This is a genomic window from Streptomyces sp. NPDC056883 (assembly GCF_042788835.1).
Taxonomy (GTDB): domain Bacteria; phylum Actinomycetota; class Actinomycetes; order Streptomycetales; family Streptomycetaceae; genus Streptomyces; species Streptomyces stoeckheimensis.
In genome coordinates this window covers 14073-38597 of the sequence record NZ_JBHUBS010000014.1, presented here as the reverse complement: position 1 = coordinate 38597, position 24525 = coordinate 14073, and the positions used below count along the sequence as shown (strand labels likewise).

The 24525-nt window shown below is 70.9% G+C and carries 26 protein-coding genes and 1 tRNA gene; 9 read left to right on the top strand and 18 right to left on the bottom strand.

All coding sequences use genetic code 11. From position 1 onward, the window contains the following. Positions 1-54: 54 nt before the first annotated feature. Positions 55-711, top strand: a complete 657-nt coding sequence (locus tag ACFRU2_RS28975; RefSeq protein WP_382977407.1) for a TetR/AcrR family transcriptional regulator — start codon at positions 55-57, stop codon at positions 709-711. Between the two features lie 9 nt (positions 712-720). Here ACFRU2_RS28975 and ACFRU2_RS28970 read toward each other — a convergent pair whose 3' ends face one another. Together ACFRU2_RS28970 and ACFRU2_RS28965 are read right to left on the bottom strand one after the other, a co-directional pair. Beyond that, positions 721-2325 (bottom strand): MDR family MFS transporter, encoded by a 1605-nt coding sequence (locus tag ACFRU2_RS28970; protein ID WP_382977404.1) that lies wholly within the window; start codon positions 2323-2325, stop codon positions 721-723. A gap of 14 nt (positions 2326-2339) precedes the next feature. Further along, a complete protein-coding gene (locus ACFRU2_RS28965; protein WP_382977401.1) occupies positions 2340-2849 on the bottom strand; it encodes a MarR family winged helix-turn-helix transcriptional regulator in 510 nt (169 codons plus the stop codon). A 119-nt stretch (positions 2850-2968) separates the two neighbouring features. On the opposite strand from ACFRU2_RS28965, the gene ACFRU2_RS28960 reads away from it, so the two are divergent. Further along, complete coding sequence (locus tag ACFRU2_RS28960; protein ID WP_274548427.1) at positions 2969-3208, top strand: hypothetical protein; 240 nt, start codon at positions 2969-2971, stop codon at positions 3206-3208. A gap of 15 nt (positions 3209-3223) precedes the next feature. Here the strand turns inward: ACFRU2_RS28960 and ACFRU2_RS28955 are convergent, their stop codons facing one another. From ACFRU2_RS28955 to ACFRU2_RS28910, 10 genes are all read right to left on the bottom strand, one after another. Then, complete coding sequence (locus tag ACFRU2_RS28955; RefSeq protein WP_382977398.1) at positions 3224-4033, bottom strand: hypothetical protein; 810 nt, start codon at positions 4031-4033, stop codon at positions 3224-3226. 92 nt (positions 4034-4125) lie between these two features. Beyond that, positions 4126-4980 (bottom strand): RNA polymerase sigma factor SigF, encoded by an 855-nt coding sequence (locus tag ACFRU2_RS28950; RefSeq protein WP_243341827.1) that lies wholly within the window; start codon positions 4978-4980, stop codon positions 4126-4128. 247 nt (positions 4981-5227) lie between these two features. Further along, the gene (locus ACFRU2_RS28945) at positions 5228-6088 is read right to left on the bottom strand and encodes an RNA polymerase sigma factor SigF (RefSeq protein ID WP_382977828.1); all 861 of its coding nucleotides are present in this window, start codon (positions 6086-6088) and stop codon (positions 5228-5230) included. Positions 6089-6539: 451 nt separating this feature from the next. Continuing rightward, positions 6540-6701, bottom strand: a complete 162-nt coding sequence (locus ACFRU2_RS28940) for a hypothetical protein (RefSeq protein WP_382977395.1) — start codon at positions 6699-6701, stop codon at positions 6540-6542. A 389-nt stretch (positions 6702-7090) separates the two neighbouring features. After that, the gene (locus ACFRU2_RS28935; protein WP_382977392.1) at positions 7091-7411 is read right to left on the bottom strand and encodes a hypothetical protein; all 321 of its coding nucleotides are present in this window, start codon (positions 7409-7411) and stop codon (positions 7091-7093) included. A 133-nt stretch (positions 7412-7544) separates the two neighbouring features. Then, a tRNA-Ser gene (locus ACFRU2_RS28930) sits at positions 7545-7631 on the bottom strand. A 68-nt stretch (positions 7632-7699) separates the two neighbouring features. Further along, a complete protein-coding gene (gene tadA / locus ACFRU2_RS28925) occupies positions 7700-8128 on the bottom strand; it encodes a tRNA adenosine(34) deaminase TadA (protein ID WP_274551732.1) in 429 nt (142 codons plus the stop codon). A gap of 77 nt (positions 8129-8205) precedes the next feature. After that, positions 8206-8790, bottom strand: a complete 585-nt coding sequence (locus ACFRU2_RS28920; RefSeq protein ID WP_382977389.1) for a hypothetical protein — start codon at positions 8788-8790, stop codon at positions 8206-8208. A 319-nt stretch (positions 8791-9109) separates the two neighbouring features. After that, positions 9110-9283: a hypothetical protein gene (locus tag ACFRU2_RS28915; protein WP_382977387.1), complete on the bottom strand. Its 174-nt coding sequence runs from the start codon at positions 9281-9283 to the stop codon at positions 9110-9112. Positions 9284-9411: 128 nt separating this feature from the next. Further along, positions 9412-10410 (bottom strand): universal stress protein, encoded by a 999-nt coding sequence (locus tag ACFRU2_RS28910; RefSeq protein WP_382977384.1) that lies wholly within the window; start codon positions 10408-10410, stop codon positions 9412-9414. Between the two features lie 193 nt (positions 10411-10603). On the opposite strand from ACFRU2_RS28910, the gene upp reads away from it, so the two are divergent. Next, on the top strand, positions 10604-11239 hold the full coding sequence (gene upp / locus ACFRU2_RS28905; protein WP_250738518.1) for a uracil phosphoribosyltransferase: 636 nt from the start codon (positions 10604-10606) through the stop codon (positions 11237-11239). A gap of 88 nt (positions 11240-11327) precedes the next feature. Here upp and ACFRU2_RS28900 read toward each other — a convergent pair whose 3' ends face one another. After that, positions 11328-11987: a LytR C-terminal domain-containing protein gene (locus tag ACFRU2_RS28900; RefSeq protein WP_382977380.1), complete on the bottom strand. Its 660-nt coding sequence runs from the start codon at positions 11985-11987 to the stop codon at positions 11328-11330. Between the two features lie 124 nt (positions 11988-12111). Then, positions 12112-12408 carry a type II toxin-antitoxin system VapB family antitoxin gene (locus tag ACFRU2_RS28895; protein WP_112446725.1) on the bottom strand — a complete coding sequence of 99 codons (297 nt, stop codon included), beginning with the start codon at positions 12406-12408 and terminating at the stop codon, positions 12112-12114. An 88-nt stretch (positions 12409-12496) separates the two neighbouring features. On the opposite strand from ACFRU2_RS28895, the gene ACFRU2_RS28890 reads away from it, so the two are divergent. Then, positions 12497-14080 carry a helicase HerA-like domain-containing protein gene (locus tag ACFRU2_RS28890; protein ID WP_382977377.1) on the top strand — a complete coding sequence of 528 codons (1584 nt, stop codon included), beginning with the start codon at positions 12497-12499 and terminating at the stop codon, positions 14078-14080. 72 nt (positions 14081-14152) lie between these two features. Next, positions 14153-15088 (top strand): glucose-6-phosphate dehydrogenase assembly protein OpcA, encoded by a 936-nt coding sequence (gene opcA / locus ACFRU2_RS28885; protein WP_382977374.1) that lies wholly within the window; start codon positions 14153-14155, stop codon positions 15086-15088. Here the strand turns inward: opcA and ACFRU2_RS28880 are convergent. Then, the gene (locus ACFRU2_RS28880; RefSeq protein WP_327305856.1) at positions 15034-15510 is read right to left on the bottom strand and encodes a cupin domain-containing protein; all 477 of its coding nucleotides are present in this window, start codon (positions 15508-15510) and stop codon (positions 15034-15036) included. The two genes, opcA and ACFRU2_RS28880, sit on opposite strands and share 55 nt — an antisense overlap. A gap of 54 nt (positions 15511-15564) precedes the next feature. Continuing rightward, positions 15565-16215 (bottom strand): HhH-GPD-type base excision DNA repair protein, encoded by a 651-nt coding sequence (locus ACFRU2_RS28875; protein ID WP_382977371.1) that lies wholly within the window; start codon positions 16213-16215, stop codon positions 15565-15567. 108 nt (positions 16216-16323) lie between these two features. On the opposite strand from ACFRU2_RS28875, the gene ACFRU2_RS28870 reads away from it, so the two are divergent. Next, positions 16324-17136, top strand: coding sequence for a VOC family protein (locus ACFRU2_RS28870; protein ID WP_382977369.1), 813 nt, complete (start codon positions 16324-16326; stop codon positions 17134-17136). Positions 17137-17173: 37 nt separating this feature from the next. Here the strand turns inward: ACFRU2_RS28870 and ACFRU2_RS28865 are convergent, their stop codons facing one another. Next, positions 17174-17521: a DoxX family protein gene (locus ACFRU2_RS28865; RefSeq protein WP_382977366.1), complete on the bottom strand. Its 348-nt coding sequence runs from the start codon at positions 17519-17521 to the stop codon at positions 17174-17176. Between the two features lie 246 nt (positions 17522-17767). On the opposite strand from ACFRU2_RS28865, the gene ACFRU2_RS28860 reads away from it, so the two are divergent. Then, on the top strand, positions 17768-18187 hold the full coding sequence (locus tag ACFRU2_RS28860; protein ID WP_382977363.1) for a molybdopterin-binding protein: 420 nt from the start codon (positions 17768-17770) through the stop codon (positions 18185-18187). A gap of 19 nt (positions 18188-18206) precedes the next feature. On the opposite strand, the gene ACFRU2_RS28855 is transcribed toward ACFRU2_RS28860, so the two are convergent. Next, positions 18207-18653, bottom strand: a complete 447-nt coding sequence (locus tag ACFRU2_RS28855) for a molybdopterin-dependent oxidoreductase (protein ID WP_382977361.1) — start codon at positions 18651-18653, stop codon at positions 18207-18209. Positions 18654-18878: 225 nt separating this feature from the next. On the opposite strand from ACFRU2_RS28855, the gene ACFRU2_RS28850 reads away from it, so the two are divergent. After that, positions 18879-21659 (top strand): PKD domain-containing protein, encoded by a 2781-nt coding sequence (locus ACFRU2_RS28850; protein WP_382977358.1) that lies wholly within the window; start codon positions 18879-18881, stop codon positions 21657-21659. Positions 21660-21680: 21 nt separating this feature from the next. Further along, positions 21681-24464, top strand: coding sequence for a PKD domain-containing protein (locus ACFRU2_RS28845; protein ID WP_382977355.1), 2784 nt, complete (start codon positions 21681-21683; stop codon positions 24462-24464). Positions 24465-24525: the final 61 nt, after the last annotated feature.

Genomic DNA, 24525 nt, shown 5'->3' with positions numbered 1-24525 from the left:
GGGGGCGGACCGGGCATTCCGGGCCGGTCCCGTGCGTGTGAGGAGGATGCCTCCATGGTCACCCCGGCCGATCCCGGCACGGCCCGGACCAGCGTCTGGCTGGCCGTGCGGCCGGCCGCACCCGCCCGGCGGCGCACCGAAGGCCCCGACGGGCTCGACCGGGAGCGGATCACGGCCGCGGCCGTACGGCTACTGGATGCCGAGGGGCTGGCACGGTTCTCCATGAGGCGGCTCGCCGCCCGCCTCGGGGTCACCGCGATGTCCCTGTACTGGTACGTCGACACCAAGCACGATCTGCTCGAACTCGCCCTGGACAGCGCCCTGGGCGAGCTCGGCGAACAGCAGGAGCCGGCCGGGCCGCCCGCGGAGGGCTGGCCCGGCCGGCTCCGTTCGCTGGCCCGGGGCTACCGGAGGCTGCTCGCGGACCACCCGTGGGTGGCTCCGCTCACCGCCGCGTATCCGAACATCGGCCCGCACGCACGGGCCTTCGACTCCACCCTGCACCGGCTGCTGGACGCCACGGGCCTGCCGGACGCCACCCGCGCCGGGGCCCGGTTGGCCGTCTCCCAGTTCCTGCACGGCTGTGGGGGCACCGTCCGGCGGCCGCCCGACGGGGAGTTCTGCCTCGCGCTCGACGTGCTGATCGCGGGGATCCTGGCCCACACCGTGCCCGAGGCGGGCGCCGGGCCCGCCGCGCCCGCAGCCCCGTAGACCGTCCGGCTACTCCGCCGAAGTGGCCGTCGGCTCGTGGCCCGCAGGCTTCGACTTCAGGGCGACCTCCTTGATGAACACCACCAGCACCAGCGCGAGCAGCGCGGTGGGGGCGGCGTAGAGGAAGACGTCGCCGACGCCGTGCCCGTACGCGGACTCGACGACCGTGCGGAAGGGCTCGGGCAGCTTGGCGAGGTCGGGGATCGCGCCCCCGCCGGTGCCGCCGTGGCCCAGGGCCGCCGCCTTCGGGCCGAGTGCGGCGAGGCCGTCCTCGACGTAGTGGGTGACCCGGTTGGCCATGACCGCGCCGAGCGCGGAGACGCCCATCGCGCCGCCGAGCGAGCGGAAGAAGGTGACGACCGAGCTGGCGGCGCCGAGGTCCTCGGCGGCCACCTGGTTCTGGGAGGCGAGGACCAGGTTCTGCATCATCATGCCGAGGCCGAGGCCGGTCAGCGCCATGAAGATCGCGATGTGCCAGTACGGGGTGTCGTACCGCAGGGTGCCCAGCAGGCCGAGTCCGGCCGTCAGGAGCACACCGCCGGAGACGAGCCAGGCCTTCCACTTGCCGGTCTTGGTGATCACCTGACCGGAAACGGTGGAGGAGACGAAGAGTCCGCCGATCATCGGAATCGTGAGGATTCCGGACATCGTCGGGGACTCGCCGCGGGCCAACTGGAAGAACTGGCTGAAAAACACGGTGCCCGAGAACATCGCGATGCCGACGAACAGCGAGGCCGCCGAGGCGAGGCTGATGGTCTTGTTGCGGAAGAGGCGCAGCGGAATGATCGGGTCGCTCGCCCGGGACTCGACGAGGACGAAGAGCAGGCCGAGGGCGAGCGCGCCGCCGGTCATCGCCCAGGTCTGCCAGGAGATCCAGTCGTACGAGCTGCCGGCCTGGGTCACCCAGATCAGCAGGAGCGAGACGGCGCCGCTGATCAGGAAGGCGCCGAGCCAGTCGACCTTGACGTCGCGGCGGACGACGGGCAGGTGCAGGGTGCGCTGGAGCACGATCAGGGCGATGACGGCGAAGGGGATGCCGACGTAGAAGCACCAGCGCCAGCCGAGCCAGCTCGTGTCGGTGATGACCCCGCCGAGCAGCGGGCCGCCGACGGTGGCGACGGCGAAGACCGCGCCGAGGTAGCCGCTGTACCGCCCGCGCTCGCGCGGGGAGATCATCGCGGCCATCACGATCTGGGCGAGGGCGGAGAGCCCGCCGACGCCGATGCCCTGGACCACGCGGCAGGCGATGAGCATGCCGGTGTTCTGGGACATGCCCGCGACCATCGAGCCGAGGACGTAGATCACCAGGGATATCTGGACCAGCAGCTTCTTGCTGAAGAGGTCGGACAGCTTGCCCCACAGCGGGGTCGCCGCCGTCATCGAGAGCAGGGCTGCCGTGACCACCCAGGTGTACGAGGACTGGGTGCCGCCGAGGTCGCCGATGATCTGGGGCAGGGCGTTGGAGACGATCGTGGAGGACAGGATCGCCACGAACATGCCGAGCATCAGCCCGGAGAGCGCCTTCATGATCTGCGGGTGGGTCATGGGCGCGCTGTCGGACGTGGTCTCCGGCCGGCCGCCTCCCCGCACACCGGTGGGTGTGGTCGTAGCCATGTGTTTCCTTCGGTCTAGCTGTCTGGAAGCGTGAAGCCCGAGCGGAGCCGGGCCAGCAGGATGTTGAGGTGGTCGACGTCCGCGTCGGACCAGTCGGCCAGGGCCTTCTCCAGCGCCGTGGTGTGGCGGGAGCCGAGCTCGGTGAGGAGCGCGCGGCCGGCCGGGGTCAGGCGCAGGATCCGGCAGCGGGCGTCGCCGGGGTCGGTGTCGCGGGTGATCCAGCCGCGGTCGGCGGTGTGCGCGACGTGCCGGCTGGTCACGGAGATGTCGATGGCCAGGTACTCGGACAGGCGGCCGAGCCGCATCTCGCCGTGCCGGTCGAGCACGGTGAGCACGGCCGCCGAACCGGGCGGGCAGTCGGGGGGCAGGAGGCGGGCGAGGTCGCGCTTGACGGCGCCGATGCCGGTGAGCTGACGGGCCAGTTCGGCGTAACGGGTGGCCGTAGTGGCCGGCGGGGTCACTACGGGCTCTACGTGCCCTGCGTGCTCTGCGGGTGCCATGGGCGCCACGGGTGCTGCGGTCACCTAGACCCCCCTCCGAATGTCGTTGCTTCGGGCAACCATAGAAGCAGATGGTTGTTACAGGCAAATGAATCGGAGGGCTGGGCGGTAAAGGAATCGGAAAACCGGCTAGGGTCCTGCGCATGGCTGCGAATCACGACTCGAACCACAACTCACAGGCTCCCGAGGGTGACTACGACCCCGCGGGCAGCACCCAGATGTTCCGGGCGTTCGTCGACGAGCCGGTACCGGCTCCCGCCGTCCCTGGTTCGCGCATGCAGAACCGCGCCGCGCGCAAGTCGGGACCGGGCGCGGGCCTGTGGATCGGGGTCGGCCTCGCCGCTCTGGTCCTGATCGCCGTGGTGGCCTGGCTGGCGCTCTGAGGTCCGCCCGCCGGCTCAGTTCCAGGCGGCCGTGACCTTCTGGGTCTCCACGCGCATGCCCAGGGGGACGCGCCAGGATTCGACGCAGATCCGGTAGGTCTGCGTCTTCGTCGTGCCGCCCGCGATCGGCGCGGGCAGCGGCTGGGTCGAGTGGATGGTGGCCCAGTCGACGCCCAGGGCGCCGATGATGTGCGTCGCGAAGCCGACCGTGCCCGAACGGGCTGCGGTGCCGCCGGTGTTGGTGAACGCCACCGTGACCTGCTCGCACCAGCGCTCCGCCGTCGCGGTACGGGTCGGCGCGCCGATGCTCAGCTTCGCCGGCGTGGCCGGGGGCGGCGCCGGGGCGGAGGGCCCCGGCTTCGGGGGCGGGCTCGACGGGGTCCCGGGCTTGCCGCCCGGGGCGGTGGGCGGTGTCGTGCCGGGTGCGGCGCCGGGCGGGTTGCCGGAGCCGCCGGGACTGCTGGGCGCGCCTCCGCCCGGGGCGGAGCCGCCGGGGGGCTGTGACGACCCCGGGGCGCCGGGCGGCGTACCGCCGGGGACCCCGCCGGGAGTGCCACCCGGGGCATCGCCCGGGATGTCCGCCGAGGTGCTGCCCGACGTGCCGCCGGGGGATGCGGAGGTCCCCGAAGGCGCCTGCGGGAGCGACTGGAACTCGACCCGGTCCTTGGGTGCGACGTTCTCCCCGGCGCCCCGCTCCGGGCCCGGAGCGGCCGCGCCCAGGGCCACGTAGCCCTCGCGCGCCGGGCCGCCGCAACCGGTCAGGGCGGCGGCGGCAGCCGTGGCGCTCAGAACGAGGACGGCGGCCTGCCGGGATACCTTTCGCATCCCGGCAGTTTTCCTGACGTGCCGTCAATTGGGAAGCGGGTGCGGCGGATTGCCCGAGCGCACCCGCGACTCGGTGACCGGGTGCCCGGAGGCTACTCGCCGATCAGGCCGACGCGGAGCTGTGCGAGCGTGCGCGTGAGCAGCCGGGAGACGTGCATCTGGGAGATGCCGACCTCCTCGCCGATCTGCGACTGGGTCATGTTCGCGAAGAACCGCAGCATGATGATCTGCCGCTCCCGGGGCGGGAGCTTGGCCAGCAGGGGCTTGAGCGACTCGCGGTACTCGACGCCCTCCAGCGCGGTGTCCTCGTACCCGAGCCGGTCCGCGAGCGAGCCCTCGCCGCCCTCGTCCTCGGGGGAGGGCGAGTCGAGCGAGGAGGCGGTGTACGCGTTGCCGACGGCGAGGCCGTCGACGACGTCCTCCTCCGAGACCCCGAGCACGGCCGCGAGCTCCGGCACGGTCGGCGAGCGGTCGAGCTTCTGGGCGAGCTCGTCGCTGGCCTTGGTGAGGGCGAGGCGCAGCTCCTGGAGCCGGCGCGGGACGCGCACGGACCAGGAGGTGTCCCTAAAGAATCGTTTGATCTCGCCCACGACCGTCGGCATCGCGAAGGTCGGGAACTCCACGCCGCGTTCGCAGTCGAACCGGTCGATGGCCTTGATCAGCCCGATGGTGCCGACCTGGACGATGTCCTCCATGGGCTCGTTGCGGCTCCGGAAACGGGCCGCGGCGTAGCGCACGAGGGGGAGGTTCAGCTCGATCAGGGTGTCGCGTACGTACGTCCGCTCGGGACTGTCCGCGTCGAGGCCGGCGAGCCGCTTGAAGAGGGAGCGGGAGAGGGTGCGGGTGTCGATCCGGGTGTCGATGGCTTCCGAGCGGTGGGACACTGCCGGCACTTCACGCTGCTTGACGAGCGTGAGCACCTGTGAGCTGCCCTGGTCTACGGACATGCCACCCCCTTGAGGTCGCGGACGGTTCGCGCTTCATCTGCGCGCCCGTCGGAGGAACGCAGCCTCCACCTGAATACCGGAGGCGGGGCTGCGGCAAACGCGGTTCCAGCAGAATGTCACATGTCGGCAACACGCTGTAGCGCCATGTCGACAAGTATCTCCAGCGACAGAACGCGATAGGCCTGCTCTAGGGCGGGAATCTGCCGCTCTGTCAGGAAACGCGGAGAATGATCTCCACTCGATCCGGTTAGGCCTCGATCCTGTTTGCGGATCTCAGTCGGGCGAAGCTCCGGGCGAGGAGTCGGGAGACGTGCATCTGGGAGACGCCGAGCTCGGCGCTGATCTGCGACTGGGTCAGATTGTTGTAGTACCGCAGGAGGAGGATCCGCTGCTCGCGCTCGGGCAGTTGGACGAGGAGGTGGCGGACCAGGTCGCGGTGTTCCACGCCGGCCAGCTCGGGGTCCTCGTAGCCGAGGCGGTCGAGCAGGCCGGGGAGTCCGTCGCCCTCCTGGGCGGCCTCCAGGGAGGTCGCGTGGTAGCTGCGGCCGGCCTCGATGCAGGAGAGCACCTCGTCCTCGCTGATGCGCAGCCGCTCGGCGATCTCGGGGGTGGTCGGGGTGCGGCCGTGCAGGGTGGTGAGGTCCTCCGTGGCGGCGTTGACCTGGACCCACAGCTCGTGGAGGCGGCGCGGGACGTGGACGGTGCGGACGTTGTCGCGGAAGTACCGCTTGATCTCGCCCACGACGGTCGGCATCGCGAAGGTCGGGAACTGCACCCCGCGCTCGGGGTCGAACCGGTCGATCGCGTTGATCAGCCCGATCGTGCCGACCTGGATGACGTCCTCCATCGGCTCGTTGCGGCTGCGGAAGCGGGCCGCCGCGTACCGGACGAGCGGGATGTTGGCCTCGATGAGCGCGCCGCGGACCCGGGAGTGCTCGCTGGTGCCCGGCTGCAGGTCCTTCAGCTGCCCGAACAGGACCTGGGTGAGGGCCCGGGTGTCGGCGCCACGGCTCTGCGGCCTCGGGGCGACCGGCGCCTCCTCGGGGGCCTCCTGCTGGGGCGGTACGTGGGACTCCGGCGACTGGGGCCCCGGCTGGGACCCGGGCAGAGACGCGGGCTGGGGCCCGGGCAGAGACGCAGGCTGGGGCCCGGGCAGGGACCCGGGCAGAGACCCGGGCTGGTGGCCCGGCTGGGCCTGGGGGGAGGCCTGCGCCTGGGCCTGCGGGGAGTCACGGTGCGGGCCCTGGTGCGGGGCCTGCGCGGAGTCCCGGTGGAGGTCCCGGGGGTGCTCCTGCTGCGGGTCCTGCTGGGGCGGCACCTCGGGCGCAGTACTGGCCGGCACGGTCACGCCACCCCTTCACTTCACGTCATCAACTCATCCGTCAAAAGCGGTCATAGCATCACAAGACATGTGCACTGTGTGCAAGCACCGTATATCGCCGTGTTGAGGGCAAGTTGGGCATAACAGGGCATCGTGCCCCGTGTGCGGGAACGCAAAAAGCCCCCCACCCGTCGGAGTGGGGGGCCGGGAAGTCCGGAAACCGCTTCAGCGTACGGGTTCAGCGCACCAGTTCGGTCATGAACTCGCCGATCGCCGTTGCGGCATCCGAGATTCCTTGGAAGCCTATTTGCACCATATCGGCGGCTTTTACGGGCTGGGTGATGATGACGAAGAGGACGAAGACGGTGAGGGCGCCCGAGATCAGCTTCTTGGTTTCCACGTGCGCTGTCGGCCTCCCCAACCGGTCCTGCAAGGTCGGGAGAGTCTAGCCGGTCGCGTTCGAACACTCACCTGGCCTTTAAGGACCAATGGCCTCGTGGCACAGGCCCTTTGCCGGTGTGCCGACGGCCTCGGAAGGCGCAGGATTGAACACGAGCCCACCGGTTCTGGCAGGAAATCGGTGAGCGAGGGACAGGACCTCACTGCGGGGTCCGAGCCGCAAGCTTCCCCCCTGACTGCGGCTTGGACTGGCAGGTTCCGTCCTCATCGGGGGAAGTGGCTTGTCCCCCCGATGCCACTTCCCCCGTCCCAACCGTTGAAGGTCCCGACCCAGGTCGGGGCCTTCTTCGCGTTGTCCGCCGAACGGTGTGGCCTCCGGGTCCGGTGCGGCTACTCCAGGCCGCCGGCCAGGTCGGCGATCGGCTGGACCGGGGCGATCACGGGCGCGAGGTGGTTCGGCAGCTCCATCAGCTGGTTGAGCTGGTTCAGGCCGCCGCTGACCTGCCCGCCGATCTCCTGCACCGAGGACGGGCTCGCCCCCTCCGGCATGCCCTGCGGCGCCGGCAGGTCCGGGAGGGTGAGCGGGGAGATCGGTGCGGCGGAGGCGGCGGGCGCCGCGAGGCCCGCGGCGGCCCCCGCGAGGGCGATGGCGGCGAGGATGCGCTGGGTCTTGGTCATGCCGTGACAACGGCCGAGGGCGCGGGCGGTCACGCGGATGTCCCTCGGACGCCGGACGCCGGACGCCGGACGCATTGCGCGCGGCGCGCGGCATGCGGTGCGCGGCTTACGGCACCCGGAAACGACGAGAGCCCCGACCCTTGCGGGGCGGGGCTCTCGATCAGAGCGGTAGCGGTGGGATTTGAACCCACGGATAGCTTGCACCATCACACGCTTTCGAGGCGTGCTCCTTCGGCCGCTCGGACACGCTACCGAGAGAGAGCTTAGCCCAAGGAAGCCCGTGCTCTGAAATCCATTGGGGCGGGACGCCCGCCGCGCCCCTCAGAGGTCGCGGAAGAAGTCGGTGAGCTGCTGCGCGCACTCCCCCGCGAGCACGCCCGCGATCACCTCGGGCCGGTGGTTGAGCCGGCGGTCCCGTACGAGGTCCCACAGCGATCCGGCGGCGCCCGCCTTCTCGTCGGACGCCCCGTAGACCACCCGGGCCACCCGTGACTGCACGAGGGCGCCCGCGCACATCACGCACGGCTCCAGGGTCACCACGAGGGTGCACCCCGGGAGCCGCCATTCCCCGAGGGCGGTGGCGGCCCGGCGCAGCGCCAGTACCTCGGCGTGTGCCGTCGGGTCTCCGGTCGCCTCCCGCTCGTTGTGCCCGGTGGCCAGGAGCTTCCCGTCCGGGCCGAGCACCACGGCGCCGACCGGCACGTCGCCGGCCGGCACCGCCCGGGCGGCCTCCCGGAGCGCCAGGCGCATGGAGTCCTGCCACGGGTCCCGTACGGGATCGGGCGTGTACGGGGTGGGCCGCGGGGTGTGGTGGTGCGCGGGAATCACTAGCGGACGGCCTCCAGGACCTCGGTGGCGCCGAGCGATTCGGCGATCTCCGAGAGCGCGTCCCCGTCCAGGGTCATCAGTTGTTTGTGGCTGACCCCGAGGTCGTCGAGCAGCCTGGGGTCGCCGAGCGGCCCGGCGGGTGCCGGTTCGGCGCCGGCCCGTACGTCGCGGCCGTCGTCCGTGTCTTCGTCGTCGTCCTCCTGGTCTCTGTCGGCGGGTCCGCCGTCCGGGTAGGAGGCGATGACCTCGTCCTCGCCGTCCTCGGTTCCGTCGAGGTCCAGCTCGTCGAGTTCGTCGTCCTCTTCGTCCTTGCCGAGCAGCTCGTCGGTCAGCATCGAGCCGTAGGAGCTGCGGGAGGCGGCGGAGGCGTTGGACACGTAGTAGCGCGGGTCCTCTTCACCGTCCACCCGGACGACACCGAACCAGGCGTCCTCCTGTTCGATGAGGGCTACCACCGTGTCGTCGTCGACAGAGGCGGAGCGGGCGAGATCGATCAGATCACTCAGAGACTCGACATCGTCGAGTTCCATGTCGCTCGCTTCCCACCCGTCTTCGGTGCGCGCGAGCAGTGCGGCGAAATACACCGTGACTCTCCCACTGGTCATAGGCGTGCCGGTTGGAGTTCCCCCCGGCCGGAGGTGGGTGGGGGTGGAACGGTCGTCGTGCTCACCGTTTCGTACCCCGCCCAGTCGGCATCGTGGCAGAAACGGAGCCATTGCGAGAGGTCTTCCGCGCCGTGGCGCTGGCCGCGCGTGTTGTACGGGGCCTCGTGCAGGGGGCGGGACGGAGGCCGGGCGGGGCCTCGGCAGGGCTTGGGCGCGCGCCCCGGCAGGGTCCGGGCAGGGCCCGGGCGGGCGCCGCGGCGGGGGCCCCTGCGGGGCTCACCAGCGCCTCACCAGCGCTTCACCAGCGGAAGGTGCGCATGCGCATCTGCTGGCGCATGCGGGCGGCGCGGGCGCGCCTGGGCTGCACCCGGTCGCGCAGTTCCCGGGCCTCGTGCAGGTCACGGAGGAACTGCGCGCGCCGTGCTCTGCGCTGCGCCGTCGTCTCCAGTAGCTCGTGGTCTTCGTCGGGCATGGGTCACCGCCCCTGGCTGGTCCGGTCCGGTCCGTCCCCCCGAACCCCCACCTTCCCTCGGACCGGCCGTTTGATGCCACCTTCTGCCACGACTGGAGAGGAATTCAGTCGGATTCCGACAATCCCGGCTACGCGGACTCCCCCGCCGACTCCGGTGACCCCACCGACTCCGACAAAGTCGGGACGATCGCCACCGGCCCGTGCGCGTGCTGGAGCACGGCATTCGCGACCGAGCCGATCATCAGGGACCGGATGTGCCGGCGCGGGTGGTGCCGGCCCACGACGACCAGCGCCGCCGCCTTCGAGGTGTCGACGAGCCGCCCGGCCGCGTCCCCGGGCACCGCGGCCTGCTCGACGGGCACGGTCGGGTACTTCGCCCGGAACGGTGCGAGCCGCTCCGTCTGGGAGCGGAGCATCTCCCGCTCGGCCGGAACCGCGTTGTCGTCCTCCCCCACCAGCGCCTCCGGCGGGATCACCGCGAACGGGCTGTCGATCACCAGCGTCGGCGACGGCGGGATGCTGTACGCCGAGACCACCTGGAGGGTGGTGTCCCGCGCGGCGGCCTCCGCGAACGCGAAGTCCAGTACGTTGTCGGGCGTCTCCGCGGCGTGCAGTCCCAGCACCACGCGCCCGGCCGAGGCCCGGGCGGCCTCGTCGGCCTCGTCGGCCCCCTCCGCTCCGCGCGCCTCGTGCGCGACGACGACCACGGGGCAGCCGGCGCTGGTGGCCACGGCGCGGCTGTTCGAACCGAGCAGCAGCGCGGCGAAGCCGCCGCGGCCCCGGGATCCCATCACCAGCATCCGGGCGCCCTCCCCGATGTCCCGCAGGGCCTCCGGGACGGAGCCCTCCAGGGACTCGTAGCGGACTTCGGAGGGGAGCGGGCCCCCCTCGGCCAGGTGGGCCCGTATCCGCACGCTGACGGGGTCCTCGGCCTCCTCGGGCTCGGTGCGGTCCTGGAGGGAGGAACGGCGTGCGGCGTACAGCTGGACGCTGTCGGACAGTACGTGGGCGACGACGAGCCCGGTGCCGTGGCGTACTGCCGCAGCCCTTGCCCACTCCAGGGCCTTGAGGCTGTGTTCGGATCCGTCTACGGCGGCGATCACCATTGCGTCGGTCTCGTGGGTCATCCGTCCAGCGTGCTGGGGGTCCGGGCGGGTCGCATCTCCAGGGGTTTCCGGGCGTGGCCCCCGCTTCGGGCGCGAAGGGGTGGGCGCAGCGCGTAGCCTTTTGGGTGTGGGTCGCGCATTTGCGGCCGTTTTCGCAGGTGGCGGCGGTGCAGGTCGCAGCTTTCGCTGCGACAGCCGAGTTTTGGAGGATGTTGTGCGTTTGCAGGTCGTGGATCACCCGTTGGTGGCGCACAAACTCACCACCCTGCGCGACAAGCGCACCGACTCCCCCACCTTCCGGCGCCTCGCCGACGAGCTGGTGACCCTGCTCGCGTACGAGGCCACCCGGGACGTGCGCACCGAGCAGGCCGACATCGTCACCCCGGTCGGTCCGACCACCGGCGTGAAGCTCTCCTACCCGCGGCCGCTGGTCGTACCGATCCTGCGCGCCGGTCTCGGCATGCTCGACGGCATGGTGCGGCTGCTTCCGACCGCCGAGGTCGGCTTCCTCGGCATGGTCCGCAACGAGGAGACCCTGGAGGCCTCCACGTACGCGACGCGCATGCCGGAGGACCTTTCGGGCCGCCAGGTCTACGTGGTGGACCCGATGCTCGCCACCGGCGGCACGCTCGTCGCGGCGATCAAGGAACTCATCAAGCGCGGTGCGGACGACGTGACCGCGGTGGTGCTGCTGGCCGCGCCCGAGGGCGTCGAGATCATGGAGCGCGAGCTCGCGGGCACGCCGGTGACGGTGGTGACGGCCGCGGTGGACGAGCGGCTCAACGAGCACGGCTACATCGTTCCGGGCTTGGGCGACGCGGGCGACCGCATGTACGGCTCGGCGGAGTAACACCGACCGGCGCGGATCGGCGCAGAGGTCCCAAAGCCCGGCCCCCCTTCGGGAGGCCGGGCTTTCTCGCGTGGTCGGTGTCAGCCGGTCAGCACTTCTTGGCGGGGGCGGGCTGGGGGTTGGCCAGCGCGGCCAGGGCCTTGTCCGCGTCGGCCTTGGGCGTGAGTTCCTTGAAGGCGTCGCCCAGGATCAGGTCGATGTCCGCGGTCTCGCGGGTGTCGGTCTGCTGGGTGGCGCCGGCGAGGTTGGTGCCGAGGACGGAGAAGGCGGCCTTGTCCGTCTGCGGCGAGCCGACCAGTATCCCGGCGCCCGGGACCTTCTTGTCGAAGTCGGCGGGGGCGTTGCCGACCTTGCCGATGGCGAAGCCGCGGTTCTTGAGCTCATCGCCCACGGCCTTGGCGAGGCCGGCCCGCGGGGTCGCGTTGTAGACGTTGACCGTGATCCCGCCGGGCGGCGGGAGGACGACCTGCGGCGCCGCGGAGGCCGGCGCGGCGGAGGCCGCGGAGCCGGCCTTGGGGGCGGGGGTCGCGCAGTCCTTGGCCGCGGCGGCGGTTTTGCGTTTGTCCGCGTCACCGCCGAACACATCGATGAGCTGCACGGCCCCGTAAGCGATCAGGGCGAGCCCGATGATCGATCCGAGCACCACGAGGACGATCCGGCGGCGGCGTCGAGGGCGGGTCATGCGGGGGTAAGCCGCTCCCGTGACCTTGTACTTTCCGCCCATGCCAGGGGGAGTGAGCATGCTCATGTGCGCAGCGTAATGCCGACCGCTGCCGATGCCCACTGAATCATCTGTTCATAGGGCAAGCCTGACCCGAAAGGCGCAACCGGGATCTATCAGACAGCCGGAAGGGGCCCGTCAGGCCGGCCCGTCAGCCCAGTTCGAGGACGCGCGCGTGCAGGACCTGGCGCTGCTGGAGCGCGGCGCGGACGGCGCGGTGCAGACCGTCCTCGAGGTACAGGTCGCCCTGCCACTTCACGACGTGGGCGAAGAGGTCCCCGTAGAAGGTCGAATCCTCGGCGAGCAGCGTTTCGAGGTCGAGCTGGCCCTTGGTGGTCACAAGCTGGTCGAGCCGGACCGGGCGCGGGGCGACATCCGCCCACTGACGGGTGGTTTCCCTGCCGTGGTCGGGGTACGGCCGCCTATTTCCGATGCGCTTGAAGATCACACGGAAAGCCTACCGGGCAAGGGCCCAGGGGCGCAGCCTTGCGATGACGGTGCAAAGGTGGCACATAGTGCTATTTCGGGAGTGATATATGAGCCAGAGCACCGACTCCGCGGCCCCTGCCGCGTCCCCCGCCGGCCAGATCGCCGCGGGGTACGCCTTCACCGGACCCGCGCTCGATCTGGGGGCCCTGCTCTGGGACGGGGCCTGCCTGCCGGAACACCAGATCCGCATCCCGCTGTCGATGCTCAACCGGCACGGACTGGTCGCGGGCGCCACCGGAACCGGCAAGACCAAGACGCTGCAGCTCATCGCGGAGCAGTTGTCGGCCAACGGCGTTCCGGTCTTCCTCGCGGACATCAAGGGCGATGTCTCGGGGATCGCGGCGCCCGGCGCGACCAACGGCAAGATCGAGGAACGGGCGAAGGACGTGGCCCAGGAATGGGAGGGCGCCGGATTCCCGAGCGAGTTCTACTCGCTCGGCGGGATCGGCCCCGGAATCCCGCTCCGGTCCACCGTGACGAGCTTCGGCCCGGTCCTGATGTCCAAGGTGCTCCAGCTCAACCAGACGCAGGAGCAGTCGCTGGGGCTGATCTTCCACTACGCCGATACCAAGGGCCTGGAGCTGATCGACCTCAAGGACCTGCGGGCGGTCGTCGCCTTCCTCGTGTCGGACAAGGGAAAGCCCGAGCTCAAGGGCATCGGCGGACTCTCCACGGTGACCGCCGGCGTGATTCTGCGGGCGCTCACCGCCTTCGAACAGCAGGGGGCCGCGGAATTCTTCGGCGAGCCCGAATTCGACACCAGCGAATTCCTCCGAACGGCGGCGGACGGGCGCGGACTGGTCTCCGTACTGGAGCTCCCGGCGGTCCAGGACAAACCGCAGCTCTTCTCCACCTTCCTCATGTGGCTGCTGGCGGATCTGTACACCGACCTTCCGGAAGTCGGCGATCTGGAGAAGCCCAAACTGGTCTTCTTCTTCGACGAGGCGCACCTGTTGTTCAACGGGGCCTCGAAAGCCTTCCTCGAATCCATCACGCAGACGGTCCGGCTGATCCGCTCCAAGGGCATCGGCGTCTTCTTCGTCACCCAGACCCCCAAGGACGTGCCCGCCGACGTGCTGGCGCAGCTCGGCAACCGGGTGCAGCACGCGCTGCGCGCCTTCACCCCGGACGACGCGAAGGCGCTGAAGGCGACGGTGAAGACCTTCCCGAACTCCGGCTACGACCTGGAGGAGCTGCTGACCCAGCTGGGGACGGGCGAGGCGGTGATCACGGTGCTCAGCGAGAACGGCGCGCCGACCCCGGTGGCGGCCACCCGGCTGCGGGCCCCGCAGTCGCTGATGGGGCCGATCGACGCGGCCGCGCTGGACCAGGCGGTGAAGTCCTCGCTGCTCTACTCGCGCTACGCGGAGCCCGTCGACAGGGAATCGGCGTACGAGAAGATCAGCGCCGAGCAGGCGGCGGCGGAGGCGGAAGCCGAGGCGGCCGCCGCCGCGGCGGAGGCGGAGAAGCAGGCGAAGGCGGCCGCGAAGGCCGCGCCGAAGCCGGATCCCTCGCTGGCGGAGCAGGTGGTGGGCAGCGGGCTCTTCCGCTCCCTGGCCAGGTCGATCGGTACGCAGCTGGGCCGCGAGATCTCCCGGTCCATCTTCGGCACGGCCAGGCGGCGCCGCTGACACCGCACAGCCGCTGACACCGCGCACGGGAATCCGTATCGGTGGCCCCGTCCGGCCTGCGAGACTCGGAGCATGCGGACCGAACTCACCGATACGACTTCCAGCAAGGTCAACCGGGCCCTGCTCGACGCGCGACGGGCCGTCGGGAGCCCCACGATGGGGCTCGTGCTCAACCTCCTCGTCGCCACGGACGAGGAGAACGCCTACGACGCCGTCCGCGCGGCCTCCGAGGCCTCGCGCGAGCACCCCTGCCGGATCATCGCGGTGATCAAGCGCACCGCGCGCGGCTCGCACCGGCTGAGGCAGAACCGGCTCGACGCCGAACTGCGGGTCGGGGCCGACGCCGGATCCGGGGAGATCGTGCTGCTCCGGCTGCACGGGACGCTCACCGAGCACGCGGGCTCCGTCGTGCTCCCGCTGCTGGTGCCGGACGCGCCCGTGGTGGCCTGGTGGCCGGCCGACGCCCCGGACGCGCCCGCCCGGGATCCGCTCGGCGCCCTCGCGCAGCGCCGGATCACCGATGCCGAGGCGGCCGCCGACCCGGTCGCCGCGCTCGACGCCCGGGCCGGCGCCTACGAGCCCGGGGACACCGATCTGGCCTGGACCCGGCTCACCCCGTGGCGCTCGCTGCTGGCCGCCGCCCTCGACCAGAAGCCGCTCCCGGTGACGGGCGCGGCGGTGGAGAGCGAGCCCGGCAACGCGAGCTCCGAGCTGCTGGCCCGCTGGCTGGAGGACCGGCTCGGCGTGCCCGTGGAGCGGGTGGAGACAGGGGGCCCCGTCATCACCCGGGTCCGGCTGACGACCTCCGCCGGGGAGATCCGCGTGGACCGCCCCGACGGGGTCCTGGCCACCCTGCTCCTGCCGGGCAGCCCGGACCGCAAGGTGGCGCTGAAGATCCGCAGCAGCGCCGAGCTGATAGCGGAGGAACTGCGACGGCTCGACGCCGACGAGGTCTACGCCTCGGCGCTGCGCTTCAGGCGGCCGGCCCAGGCGTCGCTCTCCGCGTAGTGGTTGTCGTAGACGGGCTGGCTGTCGATGATGTCCTGCACCGTGGCCTCGCCGGCCCGGACCCGGCCGAGCAGCCGGTAGTAGTCGAAGCGGCCCATGCCGGGGGTGAACCCGACGAAGACCTCGGCGGTGCTGTCCGCGGCCGGGGCGAAGGCGTGCTTCACGCCGGGGGGCACGGCGAGGAAGTCGCCCTTGGTCAGGGTGTGTATCTCGTCGCCGAGCAGGACGTCGAGCGTGCCGTCCGTGACGTGGAAGAACTCGGTCGCCTTGGTGTGGAAGTGCACCGGGGCACCCGCCGCGCCGACCTCGAAGGTGGCCGTGTTGCAGGTCAGCTCGGCGGTGTCCGTGAGCAGAGTGATCAGGCTGCCGGGACCGTCGGAGATGATCTCGGCAGTGGCGGCGCGGGTCAGGTTCTCAGTCATGACCACGAGCTTAGGGGCAGGGTCTGACAATGGGCGGGACACCCGCCCGAACCGTCAATTCCGTTTACTGGCACGGCTGGTGGCCGCCTTCTCCGCCTTCGCCGCGGCCTTCGCCTCCTGCTTGTGCGCCCGTACCTTGGCCAGCGATTCCGGGCCGGTGATGTCGGCCGCGGACCGGTAGACGTTCGCCGGCCCGTACCCGCCGGCGGCCTCGCGCCAGCCGCGCGGCCGCACCCCGAACCGCTTGCCGAGCAGCGCCAGGAAGATCTGCGCCTTCTGCTCCCCGAAGCCGGGCAGCGCCCGCAGCCGCGCCAGCAGCTCGGCGCCGGTACCCGCGTCGGTCCACACCGCCGCCGCGTCCCCTCCGTAGTGCTCCACCAGGTACGCGCACAGCTGCTGCACCCGCTTCGCCATCGATCCCGGGTAGCGGTGCACGGCCGGCTTCTCGGAGAGCAGCGCGGCGAAGGCCTCGGGGTCGTAGGCGGCGATCGCGTGCGCGTCCAGGTCGTCGGAGCCGAGGCGCCGGGCGATCGTGTAGGGCCCCGAGAACGCCCATTCCATGGGTACCTGCTGGTCCAGCAGCATCCCGACCAGCGCGGCGAGCGGGCTGCGCCCGAGCAGCTCGTCGGCCTCCGGCTGCTGGGCGAGCCGGATGGTGACGCTCTTGTTCTTCTCGTCCTTGCTCTTGTCGTGCTTCTCGTCCATGCACCCAGGGTCCCGCGCGGCGGTGCTCCCCGCGCGATTGTCGGACCCCGCGCCTAGCGTGAGTACGGAGACGGGTCACGTCGTACACGACACGGGAGTCGATCGATCATGACTGAGTTCAAAGAAGGCGCGCCCTGCTGGGTGGACGCGATGTTCTCCGATCTGGAGGGCGCGAAGACCTTCTACGCCGACGTGCTGGGCTGGACCTTCGGCGAGTCCAGCAGCGAGTACGGGAACTACACGCAGGCCTACTCCGACGGCAAGGCCGTCGCGGCCGTGGTGCCGCCCATGCCGGGGGCGGAGGGCCATTCGCAATGGTGTCTCTACCTTGCCTCGCCCGACGCCACGGCCACGGCCGCGAAGATCAAGGCGGCCGGCGGAGAGCTCCTGATGGAGCCGATGCAGGTCGGCTCCTTCGGCACGATGGCCATCGCGAAAGAGCCGAGCGGAGCCGTCTTCGGGGTCTGGCAGCCGGGAGACCACAAGGGCTTCGAGAAGACCGGCGAGCCGGGCGCGTACTGCTGGGCCGAGTTCTTCTCGCGCGACGTGGCCAAGCCGGACGCGTTCCTCCCGCAGGTGTTCCCGTACGGGACCCAGCAGATGGACGCCGGCGACGACCCCGAGATGGCCGGGATGGACTTCAAGGTCTTCAGTCTGGGCGGCCCGGAGAACCCGGTGCTGGGCCGGATGAACATGGGCACCGACTTCCCGCCGGAGATCCCCTCGTACGTCCAGGTCTACTTCGCCGTCCCGGACTGCGACGAGGCGGTCGCGAAGACCCAGGCGCACGGCGGAAAGCTGCACTTCGGCCCGATGGACAGCCCCTTCGGCCGCTTCGCGGCGGTGACGGACCCGCAGGGCGCGGCCTTCGCCGTGATCGACGTGGCGAAGACGGTCGGCGAGATGCCGAAGTTCGAGTGACTGAGTGACCGAGTGACCGGCCGGCCGGCTGGGCCCCCTACGCGGCGAAGCCGAGGGCGAAGGCGGCGACGACCGGAGCCATGTAGATCACCGGGAAGGGGACGTGGGCGTACGCCCGGGCCCGGAGCACGGTGATCACGGCGCCGGTGTAGTAGAGGACCAGGCCGATGCCGGCGGCGATGCCGAGGGCCGGGACGAGGAAACCGGCCAGCAGGCCCAGTGCTCCGGCGGCCTTGGCGGCGCCGAGCGGGGTCCACCAGGCCCGCGGGACCCGGTACTGCTCCATGGCCTCCACGACCCAGGGGGCGCGGCGCAGGAGCGAGTAGCCCGAGAAGCCCGACATGGCGGCGGCGAGGACGGCGACGACGGTGGCGGCGATCTGCATGAGGGGCTCCTCGGTAGGCGGTGGGGACGGTGTTTTTCCGTCCTCACCGCACTGACCCGCGCCACCGCACGGGTGTGACAGGAACCCCGAAGATTTTTACGGGCGCACGGGCCAGCCGCTCGGGTGGTTCCGGGTGGCGGATGCGAAGGGTCGAAAGCACGCCGCGGCAAAGCCGCCTAGCGTCGATCTTGTGCGGTCCCCCGGGCCGTACGCACCGAACCGTCTACCCCGAAGGTCGAACCACTCATGAGCCTGAGCATCCGCAACCAGATCGCCGGCACCGTCACCTCCGTCACCTCGGGCGAGGCCATGACGACGGTCAAGGTCCGCCTGGAAGGTGGCCAGGACATCACCGCCGCGATCACCACCGACGCCGCCAAGGACCTCGGCCTCGCCGCGGGTTCCTCCGTCAAGGCGCTCGTCAAGGCCACCGAGGTCGCCCTGGCCACCGGAGCCGTCGAGGGCATCTCCATCCGCAACCAGATCGCCGGCACCGTGGTCGACGTCGCCGCCGGCGGCGCCATGGCGTCCGTCAAGGTGGACGTCAACGGCGGCGGGCTCACCGCCGCCATCACCAAGGACGCCGTCGAGGCGCTCGGCCTGGCCGCCGGGTCCTCCGTCGTCGCGCTGATCAAGTCGACCGAGATCTCCCTCGCGACGGTCTGAGGGTCCTGGACCCGAGGGCCTACAGGCCCAGGTTCGGCGGCGACAGCGCGCCGAACCACACGTGCGTGACGGCGCTGACGTAGCGCGCCCCGCACCGGTCCGAAGGGACCACCAGCTGCGCGCCCGCCTCGTCGAGGTCCTCACCGTCGAGGCGGGTCGCCAGCAGCACCGGACTCGCGCCGAAGTCGTCGTCCAACTCGGCCCAGGACAGCATCGAATGGTGCCCGTCCCCACCGGTCACGGCGAGCAGGAACCGCGAACGGTCCTTGCGGCGGCGGGCGTCGAAGGCCGGGCCGGCGTCCGAGATGACCTCCCGGAGCAACGGGCCCTCGAACACGTGGTGCTGCGGACCGTTCGTCGCGCAGTCGAAGGTGACCGCGGCACGGTGCTGTGCCCAGTCCCGCAGATCCGCGACGCTGAGCGTCGCCGGGTGGTCCAGGTCTCCGTGCAGCATGAGTTTGGCCATGGGTCACTCTTTCCCGGAAGCGTGCTCTATGGAACCTCATGTGCAAGGTTGGTGCCTTGATATGAGCCGTAGCTGTGCATGATTTCGTCGTATCTGCCTGGCAGATGGCGAGATCTCGTGATCGCCGGATCGAAAAGTCGCGCCGGGAAGCGCGGATCCCCGTACAACCATCGCGCGGGCCGGGCCGTCCTATGCGTGACGGTCGAACGATGTGACGGGGGATGGATGAACAAGAGCATCAGCGCTGTGTTCCGCACGCGCGCCACGGTCCTGCTGACGGCAGGTGGCGTCACCCTCCTCGGCATACCGGCCGTCGCCGCCGCCGGGAGCCCGGCCAACCTCTACGTGAACAACCGCCAGGACGCGAACTGCACCGACACGGGGGCCGGTTCGCGGGCCGCCCCGTTCTGCACGATCCAGGCGGCGGTGAAGGCCGTCGCGCCGGGTCAGACCGTACGGATCAACCCGGAGACGAACTACGACGATCCCGTCACCATCGACCGCTCCGGCGAGCCGGGCAAGCCGATCACCTTCGCCGTGGACGGGCGGGACGACTCCCGGGCGCTCCTGCGCTCCGATGAGGGCCTGACCATCACCGGCGCCTCCCACGTGGTGCTCCGGGGGCTGACCCTCTTCGGCGGCGCGAAGATCAACCGTTCCAGCGACGTGGTCGTGGAGCAGTCGGAGATCCACGGCTCCACCAAGGGCTTGAGGGTGGGCGACGGCAGCACGGACGTGCGCATCAGCCGGAGCCGCGTCACCAGCCCGCGGATCGAAGGCGGCAGCCGGGGCACCGTTCTCAGCCGGAACCTGATCGTCGGCGGAACGGACAAGCCGGCCGTCGTCGCGGACGCCCCCGGTACGGCGTTCACCAACAACCACTTCGGCGGCGGTTGCGGAACGAGCCTCTCGGTCAGCGGCAGCTCGGCCGGCTCCTCCGTGCTCAACAACGTGTTCCTCACCGCGGAGCCCGACTCCTCCGCGTGCGCGGCGGGCAAGACCCGCACCCCCCTCGTGGTGGCGCAGAGCGCGGCGTCCGGCACCCGTGCCGACTACAACCTGATCGCGGGCAGCCCCAAGATCGCCACGGTCCCGTACACCTGGGCCGGTACGGCCTACAAGGACGCGGCGGCGTTCGCGGCCGCCACGGGCCAGGGCGGCCACGACATCATCACCCCGAACCGCGACCGCGTCGGCGTGATGGACGGCTCCCTCACCATCGACTCCGGCGACCCGACGGCGCCGGGCGCCCTCCTGACCGGGGACATGGACGGGAACCCGGTCGCGGACGACCCGCGCGTCCCCAACACCGGCAAGAACGGCGGGTACGTCGACCGCGGCGCCTACGAGACCGCCGAGCACCTGACCTACGCCTTCCTGTCGGTCGACCAGGCATGGGCGCCGATAGGTACGAAGGTGACGGCGCACCCCGGCTCGGACAGCCGCTGGCCCGGCGGGCTGACGTACACCACGGACTTCGGCGACGGGACGCCCCCGGTCGTCACCCGCCCGGGAGACGCCAACGACGGAGCCGCGACACACGTCTACACATCGCCCTGTTCGTGCGCCGTCACGGTGATCGTGGCCAATGCCCTGGGGGCGAAGTTCTCCGCTTCGAGGCCGGTCAAGGCGACCCCCGCCGGTCCGCTGAGCACCGTCTTCACCGCGCAGCCCGTCGTGCCGGTTGCCGACGACGAGATGTGGCCCGTCGCCCCGCTGACCTTCGAGCTCGACACGAAGCCCACCGCGGCGCCGTGGCCGATCCAGGTCGTCGACGTCGACTACGGGGACAACACCTCCGACTCCTTCAAGGCGCTGGACACGTTCAGGCACACCTACAAGGCGCCCGGTGACTACAAGGTGACCGTCACCATCCGCGACATCAACGGCGCAATGTCCACGTCCACCCGCACCGTGAAGGCCGCCTACGCGCCGTCCGGCTACGTGGCCACCGAGCCGTTCCGCCTCATGGACACCCGCACCACGAGCAGCGCCGTCTCGGGTCCGGTGACCGTGACCCTGCCGGTCGGCCAGGCCGTGCCCGGCCACCCCCTCTCGAGCAGCATGGCCGCGGCGGTCGTCAACGTGACGGTGACCGGAGCCACGGAGGACACCCACCTGACCGTGTGGCCCCAGGGCCAGTCCCGCCCGGCGACCTCGAACGTCAACGTCCTCGCCGGCGGTACCTCCTCCAACACGGTGACCGTCCCGGTCGGCTCCAACGGCAAGCTCTACGCCCAGTTCAACTCGGGCCGGGGCTCGCTGATCGTCGACTTCGTCGGCTACTACCAGCCGGAGACGGGACAGCGCTTCAGCCCGCTGGCCCCGACCCGCGTCCTGGACACCCGCACGATGGGTGTCCCCCTGACCGGCGCCAAGACCCGCACGGTGAAGGTCGCGGGCGTCAACGGCATCCCGGCGGACGCCACCGCGGTCGCCCTGAACCTGACGGGCACCGGCGCGAGGGAGCAGGCGCACGTCATCGCCTACCCGGACCCGGCGAAGCGCCCCGCCACCTCGAACCTGAACGTGGAGCCGGGCAAGGACAAGTCCAACCAGGCCATCGTCCCGGTCGGCCCGGACGGCACGATCACCCTGTTCACGAACACCGGCTCGACGCACCTGGTCCTGGACGCGGTGGGTTACTACGGCAAGGACGGCAAGGCGCTCTTCACCCCGGTCGTCCCCAAGCGCCTCGCCGACACCCGCACCACCGGCAAGGTCGCCCCCGGCGCCACGACCACGGTCGCCGGCCTCCCGGCCAACGCCCTCGGCGCGGTCCTCAACGTCACCGCCACCGACACCACCGCCCCGGGCTTCCTCACGGCCTACGCCTCCGGCGGCACGCTGCCGGGCGCCAGCAGCCTGAACACACTGCCCGGCCGCACGGTCCCGAACCACGTGATGACCCCCGTCGGCCCCGGCGGCAAGGTCAGCATCTTCAACAGCTACGGCGGCAGCAACCACGTGATCACCGACCTCCTCGGCTACTTCACCGCGAACTGAGACTCGAAGGAAGTACACCTGTTGTATCCCACTCGTACGACGACGGTCCTGCTCACCGCAGGTCTCGTCACCCTTCTCGGTGTCCCGGGCGCCGAGGCCGCCGGGGCGGCCCCGTCAAGCCTCTACGTGAACCGTGCCGCCGCGAACTGCACCGACGGCGGACCGGGTTCGCAGGCGGTGCCCTTCTGCTCGATCTCGAAGGCGGCGAAGGTCGTCGAGCCGGGCCAGACCGTGTGGGTCGACGCGGCCATCGGCTACTACAAGGAGTCCGTCACCATCGACCGCTCCGGCGAGCCGGGCAAGCCCATCACCTTCGACATCATCCCGTCCGCGCCCGACCCTGAGACGGGGGAGGTGCTGGAGACGTACTGGACGGACGGCCTGACCATCAGTGGCGCCTCCCACGTAGTGGTCCGCGGGCCGGTCACCGACGACGGCATCCGGGTCCTCGGTTCCACCGATGTCGCACTGGACGGCATCGGCAACGGGTGGAGCAAGTCCCACGGCCTGGTGGTCGGCGGGGGAAGCGAGGACGTGCGCGTCACACGGAGCCGGCTGCACAGCGCCCGGGTCGAGGGCGGCTCCCGGAACACGGTGTTCGGCCGCAACACCTTCTTCGCCCAGAAGTCTCTGGAGGCGGCCGAAGTGGTGGACGCGCCCGGCACCGTCCTGACCAACAACACGGTCTACAGCGGCTGCAAGGAGGGCATCGGGGTCAGTGGTGGCTCGACCGGATCCAAGGTGTTCAATAACCTGATCTACCCCGCCGATTACTGCTCGAACTTCGAATCCTTCCGGAGCATCGGCGTGTCGGAGAGCGCGACGGCCGGAACCGCCGCCGACTACAACCTGATCACCGGCGGCTACGGACAGTCCGGCAGCTTGGGCATGCCGTATCAGTGGGCCGGTACCGGGTACAGGACCTCGGCGGAGTTCACGGCCGCCACCGGCCAGGGCGCGCACGACATCGTCGTGCCGTCGCGCGACGGAGTCGGTGCGCACTTGGGCGGGTCCCCCACCATCGACTCCGGCGATCCGACGGCGCCCGGCGTGCTGCCGACCGACATCGACGGGGGTCCGACCGCGGACGACCCGCGGGTCCCCAACACCGGCAGGGACGGCGGGTGGATCGACCGGGGTGCGGAGGAGGCGCAGGACCGCCTGAGCATGGTCTGGTCGTACGTCTCGCAGAACAACTGGGCTCCGGTCGGCAGCAAGGTCGGAGTGAGGATGACCACGGACAGCCAGTGGGAGTCCACCCTCACGTACCACGTCGACTTCGGTGACGGGACGGCCCCGGTCGTCAGCAAGGAGAACTTCGTCGAGCACGTCTACGGCTCCCCGGGCGTGTACAACGTCAAGACGAAGGTGGTCACGGCAGTGGGGCGGGAGGTGGCGGGCTCCACGCGGACGACCAAGGTGACCGCACCCGGCGTACTGACCGCGGGCTTCACCGCCACACCGGTCCTGCCGACCTCCGCCGACGCGGGATACCGGGTCGCTCCGCTGACCGTCCGCATCGACACCCCCGGTGCCACGGTGGCGCCGTGGCGGGTGGGTTCGCAGAAGGTGGACTTCGGCGACGGCACCTCCTCGAGCCGCGCGGGTCTGGAGAAGGTGGAGCACGCCTACAAGACGCCCGGCACGTACAACGTGACGGTCAGACTGACGGACACCCAGGGAGCGGAGTCGACGGTCACCAAGACCGTGCAGGTCGACTACGCGCCGTCCGGGTACGTGGCCACGGAGCCGTTCCGCCTGCTGGACACCCGGACCACGAACACCCCCATCAAGGGCGGCTCCGCCCTCCCGGTGGTCCTGTGGGCCGGCCAGAACGTTCCGAACCACGGGCTCGGCCAGAGCATGAGCGCGGTGGTCCTGAACGTGACGGTCACCGATGCCACGGAGGACACCCACCTCACGGTGTGGCCGTCGGGCCAGTCGCGGCCGGCGACGTCGAACGTGAACATCGCCAAGGGCGGCACCTCGTCCAACACGGTGACCGTGCCCGTGGGCGCCGACGGCAAGATCAAAGCCCAGCTGAACGCGGGCAAGGCCTCCCTGATCGTCGACGTCGTCGGCTCCTACCGGCCCACCACCGGCGAGCGCTTCTCCCCCGTCACCCCGACCCGTGTCACGGACACCCGTACGTCGGGCGGCGCGCTGGGCGGTGGCAAGACCCGCACGGTGAAGGTGGCCGGCGTCAACGGCATCCCGGCCTCCGCGACCGCGGTCGCCCTCAACCTCACCGGTACGGGTGCCACCCAGCCGGCGCACGTGATCGCCTACCCGGACCCGGCGAAGCGCCCGGCGACCTCCAACCTGAACGTGGAGCCGGGCAAGGACAAGTCGAATCAGGCGATCGTCCCGGTCGGCCCGGACGGCACGATCACCCTCTTCACGAACTCCGGCTCGACGCACCTGGTCCTGGACGCGGTGGGTTACTACGGCAAGGACGGCAAGGCGCTGTTCACGCCGGTCGTCCCCAAGCGCCTCGCCGACACCCGCACCACGGGCAAGGTCGCCCCGGGCGCCACGACCACGGTCTCCGGCCTCCCGGCCAACGCCGTCGGCGCGGTCCTGAACGTCACCGCGACCGACTCCACCGGCCCCGGCTTCCTGACCGCGTACGCCTTCGGCGGCAAGCTCCCCGGGGCCAGCAGCCTCAACACGCTGCCCGGTGTCACCGTCCCGAACCACGTCACCACCCCGGTCGGGACCGGCGGCAAGGTGAACATCTTCAACAGCTACGGCGGCCCCAACCACGTGATCACCGACCTCCTCGGCTACTTCACGCAGGGCTAGCCCCGGCGCGGGCGCAATGAAGTGGGGGGGGGTCGGGGGGGGGTGCCCCCCCCCCCTTTGG

Excerpts from the sequence above, each read along its gene's own strand:
- ACFRU2_RS28975 (WP_382977407.1), top strand. The coding sequence starts at position 55 with ATGGTCACCCCGGCCGATCCCGGCACGGCCCGGACCAGCGTCTGGCTG.
- ACFRU2_RS28970 (WP_382977404.1), bottom strand. The coding sequence starts at position 2,325 with ATGGCTACGACCACACCCACCGGTGTGCGGGGAGGCGGCCGGCCGGAG.
- ACFRU2_RS28960 (WP_274548427.1), top strand. The coding sequence starts at position 2,969 with ATGGCTGCGAATCACGACTCGAACCACAACTCACAGGCTCCCGAGGGT.
- ACFRU2_RS28955 (WP_382977398.1), bottom strand. The coding sequence starts at position 4,033 with ATGCGAAAGGTATCCCGGCAGGCCGCCGTCCTCGTTCTGAGCGCCACG.
- ACFRU2_RS28950 (WP_243341827.1), bottom strand. The coding sequence starts at position 4,980 with ATGTCCGTAGACCAGGGCAGCTCACAGGTGCTCACGCTCGTCAAGCAG.
- tadA (WP_274551732.1), bottom strand. The coding sequence starts at position 8,128 with ATGCGCCTGGCGCTCCGGGAGGCCGCCCGGGCGGTGCCGGCCGGCGAC.
- ACFRU2_RS28915 (WP_382977387.1), bottom strand. The coding sequence starts at position 9,283 with ATGCCCGACGAAGACCACGAGCTACTGGAGACGACGGCGCAGCGCAGA.
- ACFRU2_RS28910 (WP_382977384.1), bottom strand. The coding sequence starts at position 10,410 with ATGACCCACGAGACCGACGCAATGGTGATCGCCGCCGTAGACGGATCC.
- ACFRU2_RS28900 (WP_382977380.1), bottom strand. The coding sequence starts at position 11,987 with ATGAGCATGCTCACTCCCCCTGGCATGGGCGGAAAGTACAAGGTCACG.
- ACFRU2_RS28890 (WP_382977377.1), top strand. The coding sequence starts at position 12,497 with ATGAGCCAGAGCACCGACTCCGCGGCCCCTGCCGCGTCCCCCGCCGGC.
- opcA (WP_382977374.1), top strand. The coding sequence starts at position 14,153 with ATGCGGACCGAACTCACCGATACGACTTCCAGCAAGGTCAACCGGGCC.
- ACFRU2_RS28880 (WP_327305856.1), bottom strand. The coding sequence starts at position 15,510 with ATGACTGAGAACCTGACCCGCGCCGCCACTGCCGAGATCATCTCCGAC.
- ACFRU2_RS28875 (WP_382977371.1), bottom strand. The coding sequence starts at position 16,215 with ATGGACGAGAAGCACGACAAGAGCAAGGACGAGAAGAACAAGAGCGTC.
- ACFRU2_RS28870 (WP_382977369.1), top strand. The coding sequence starts at position 16,324 with ATGACTGAGTTCAAAGAAGGCGCGCCCTGCTGGGTGGACGCGATGTTC.
- ACFRU2_RS28865 (WP_382977366.1), bottom strand. The coding sequence starts at position 17,521 with ATGCAGATCGCCGCCACCGTCGTCGCCGTCCTCGCCGCCGCCATGTCG.
- ACFRU2_RS28860 (WP_382977363.1), top strand. The coding sequence starts at position 17,768 with ATGAGCCTGAGCATCCGCAACCAGATCGCCGGCACCGTCACCTCCGTC.
- ACFRU2_RS28855 (WP_382977361.1), bottom strand. The coding sequence starts at position 18,653 with ATGGCCAAACTCATGCTGCACGGAGACCTGGACCACCCGGCGACGCTC.
- ACFRU2_RS28850 (WP_382977358.1), top strand. The coding sequence starts at position 18,879 with ATGAACAAGAGCATCAGCGCTGTGTTCCGCACGCGCGCCACGGTCCTG.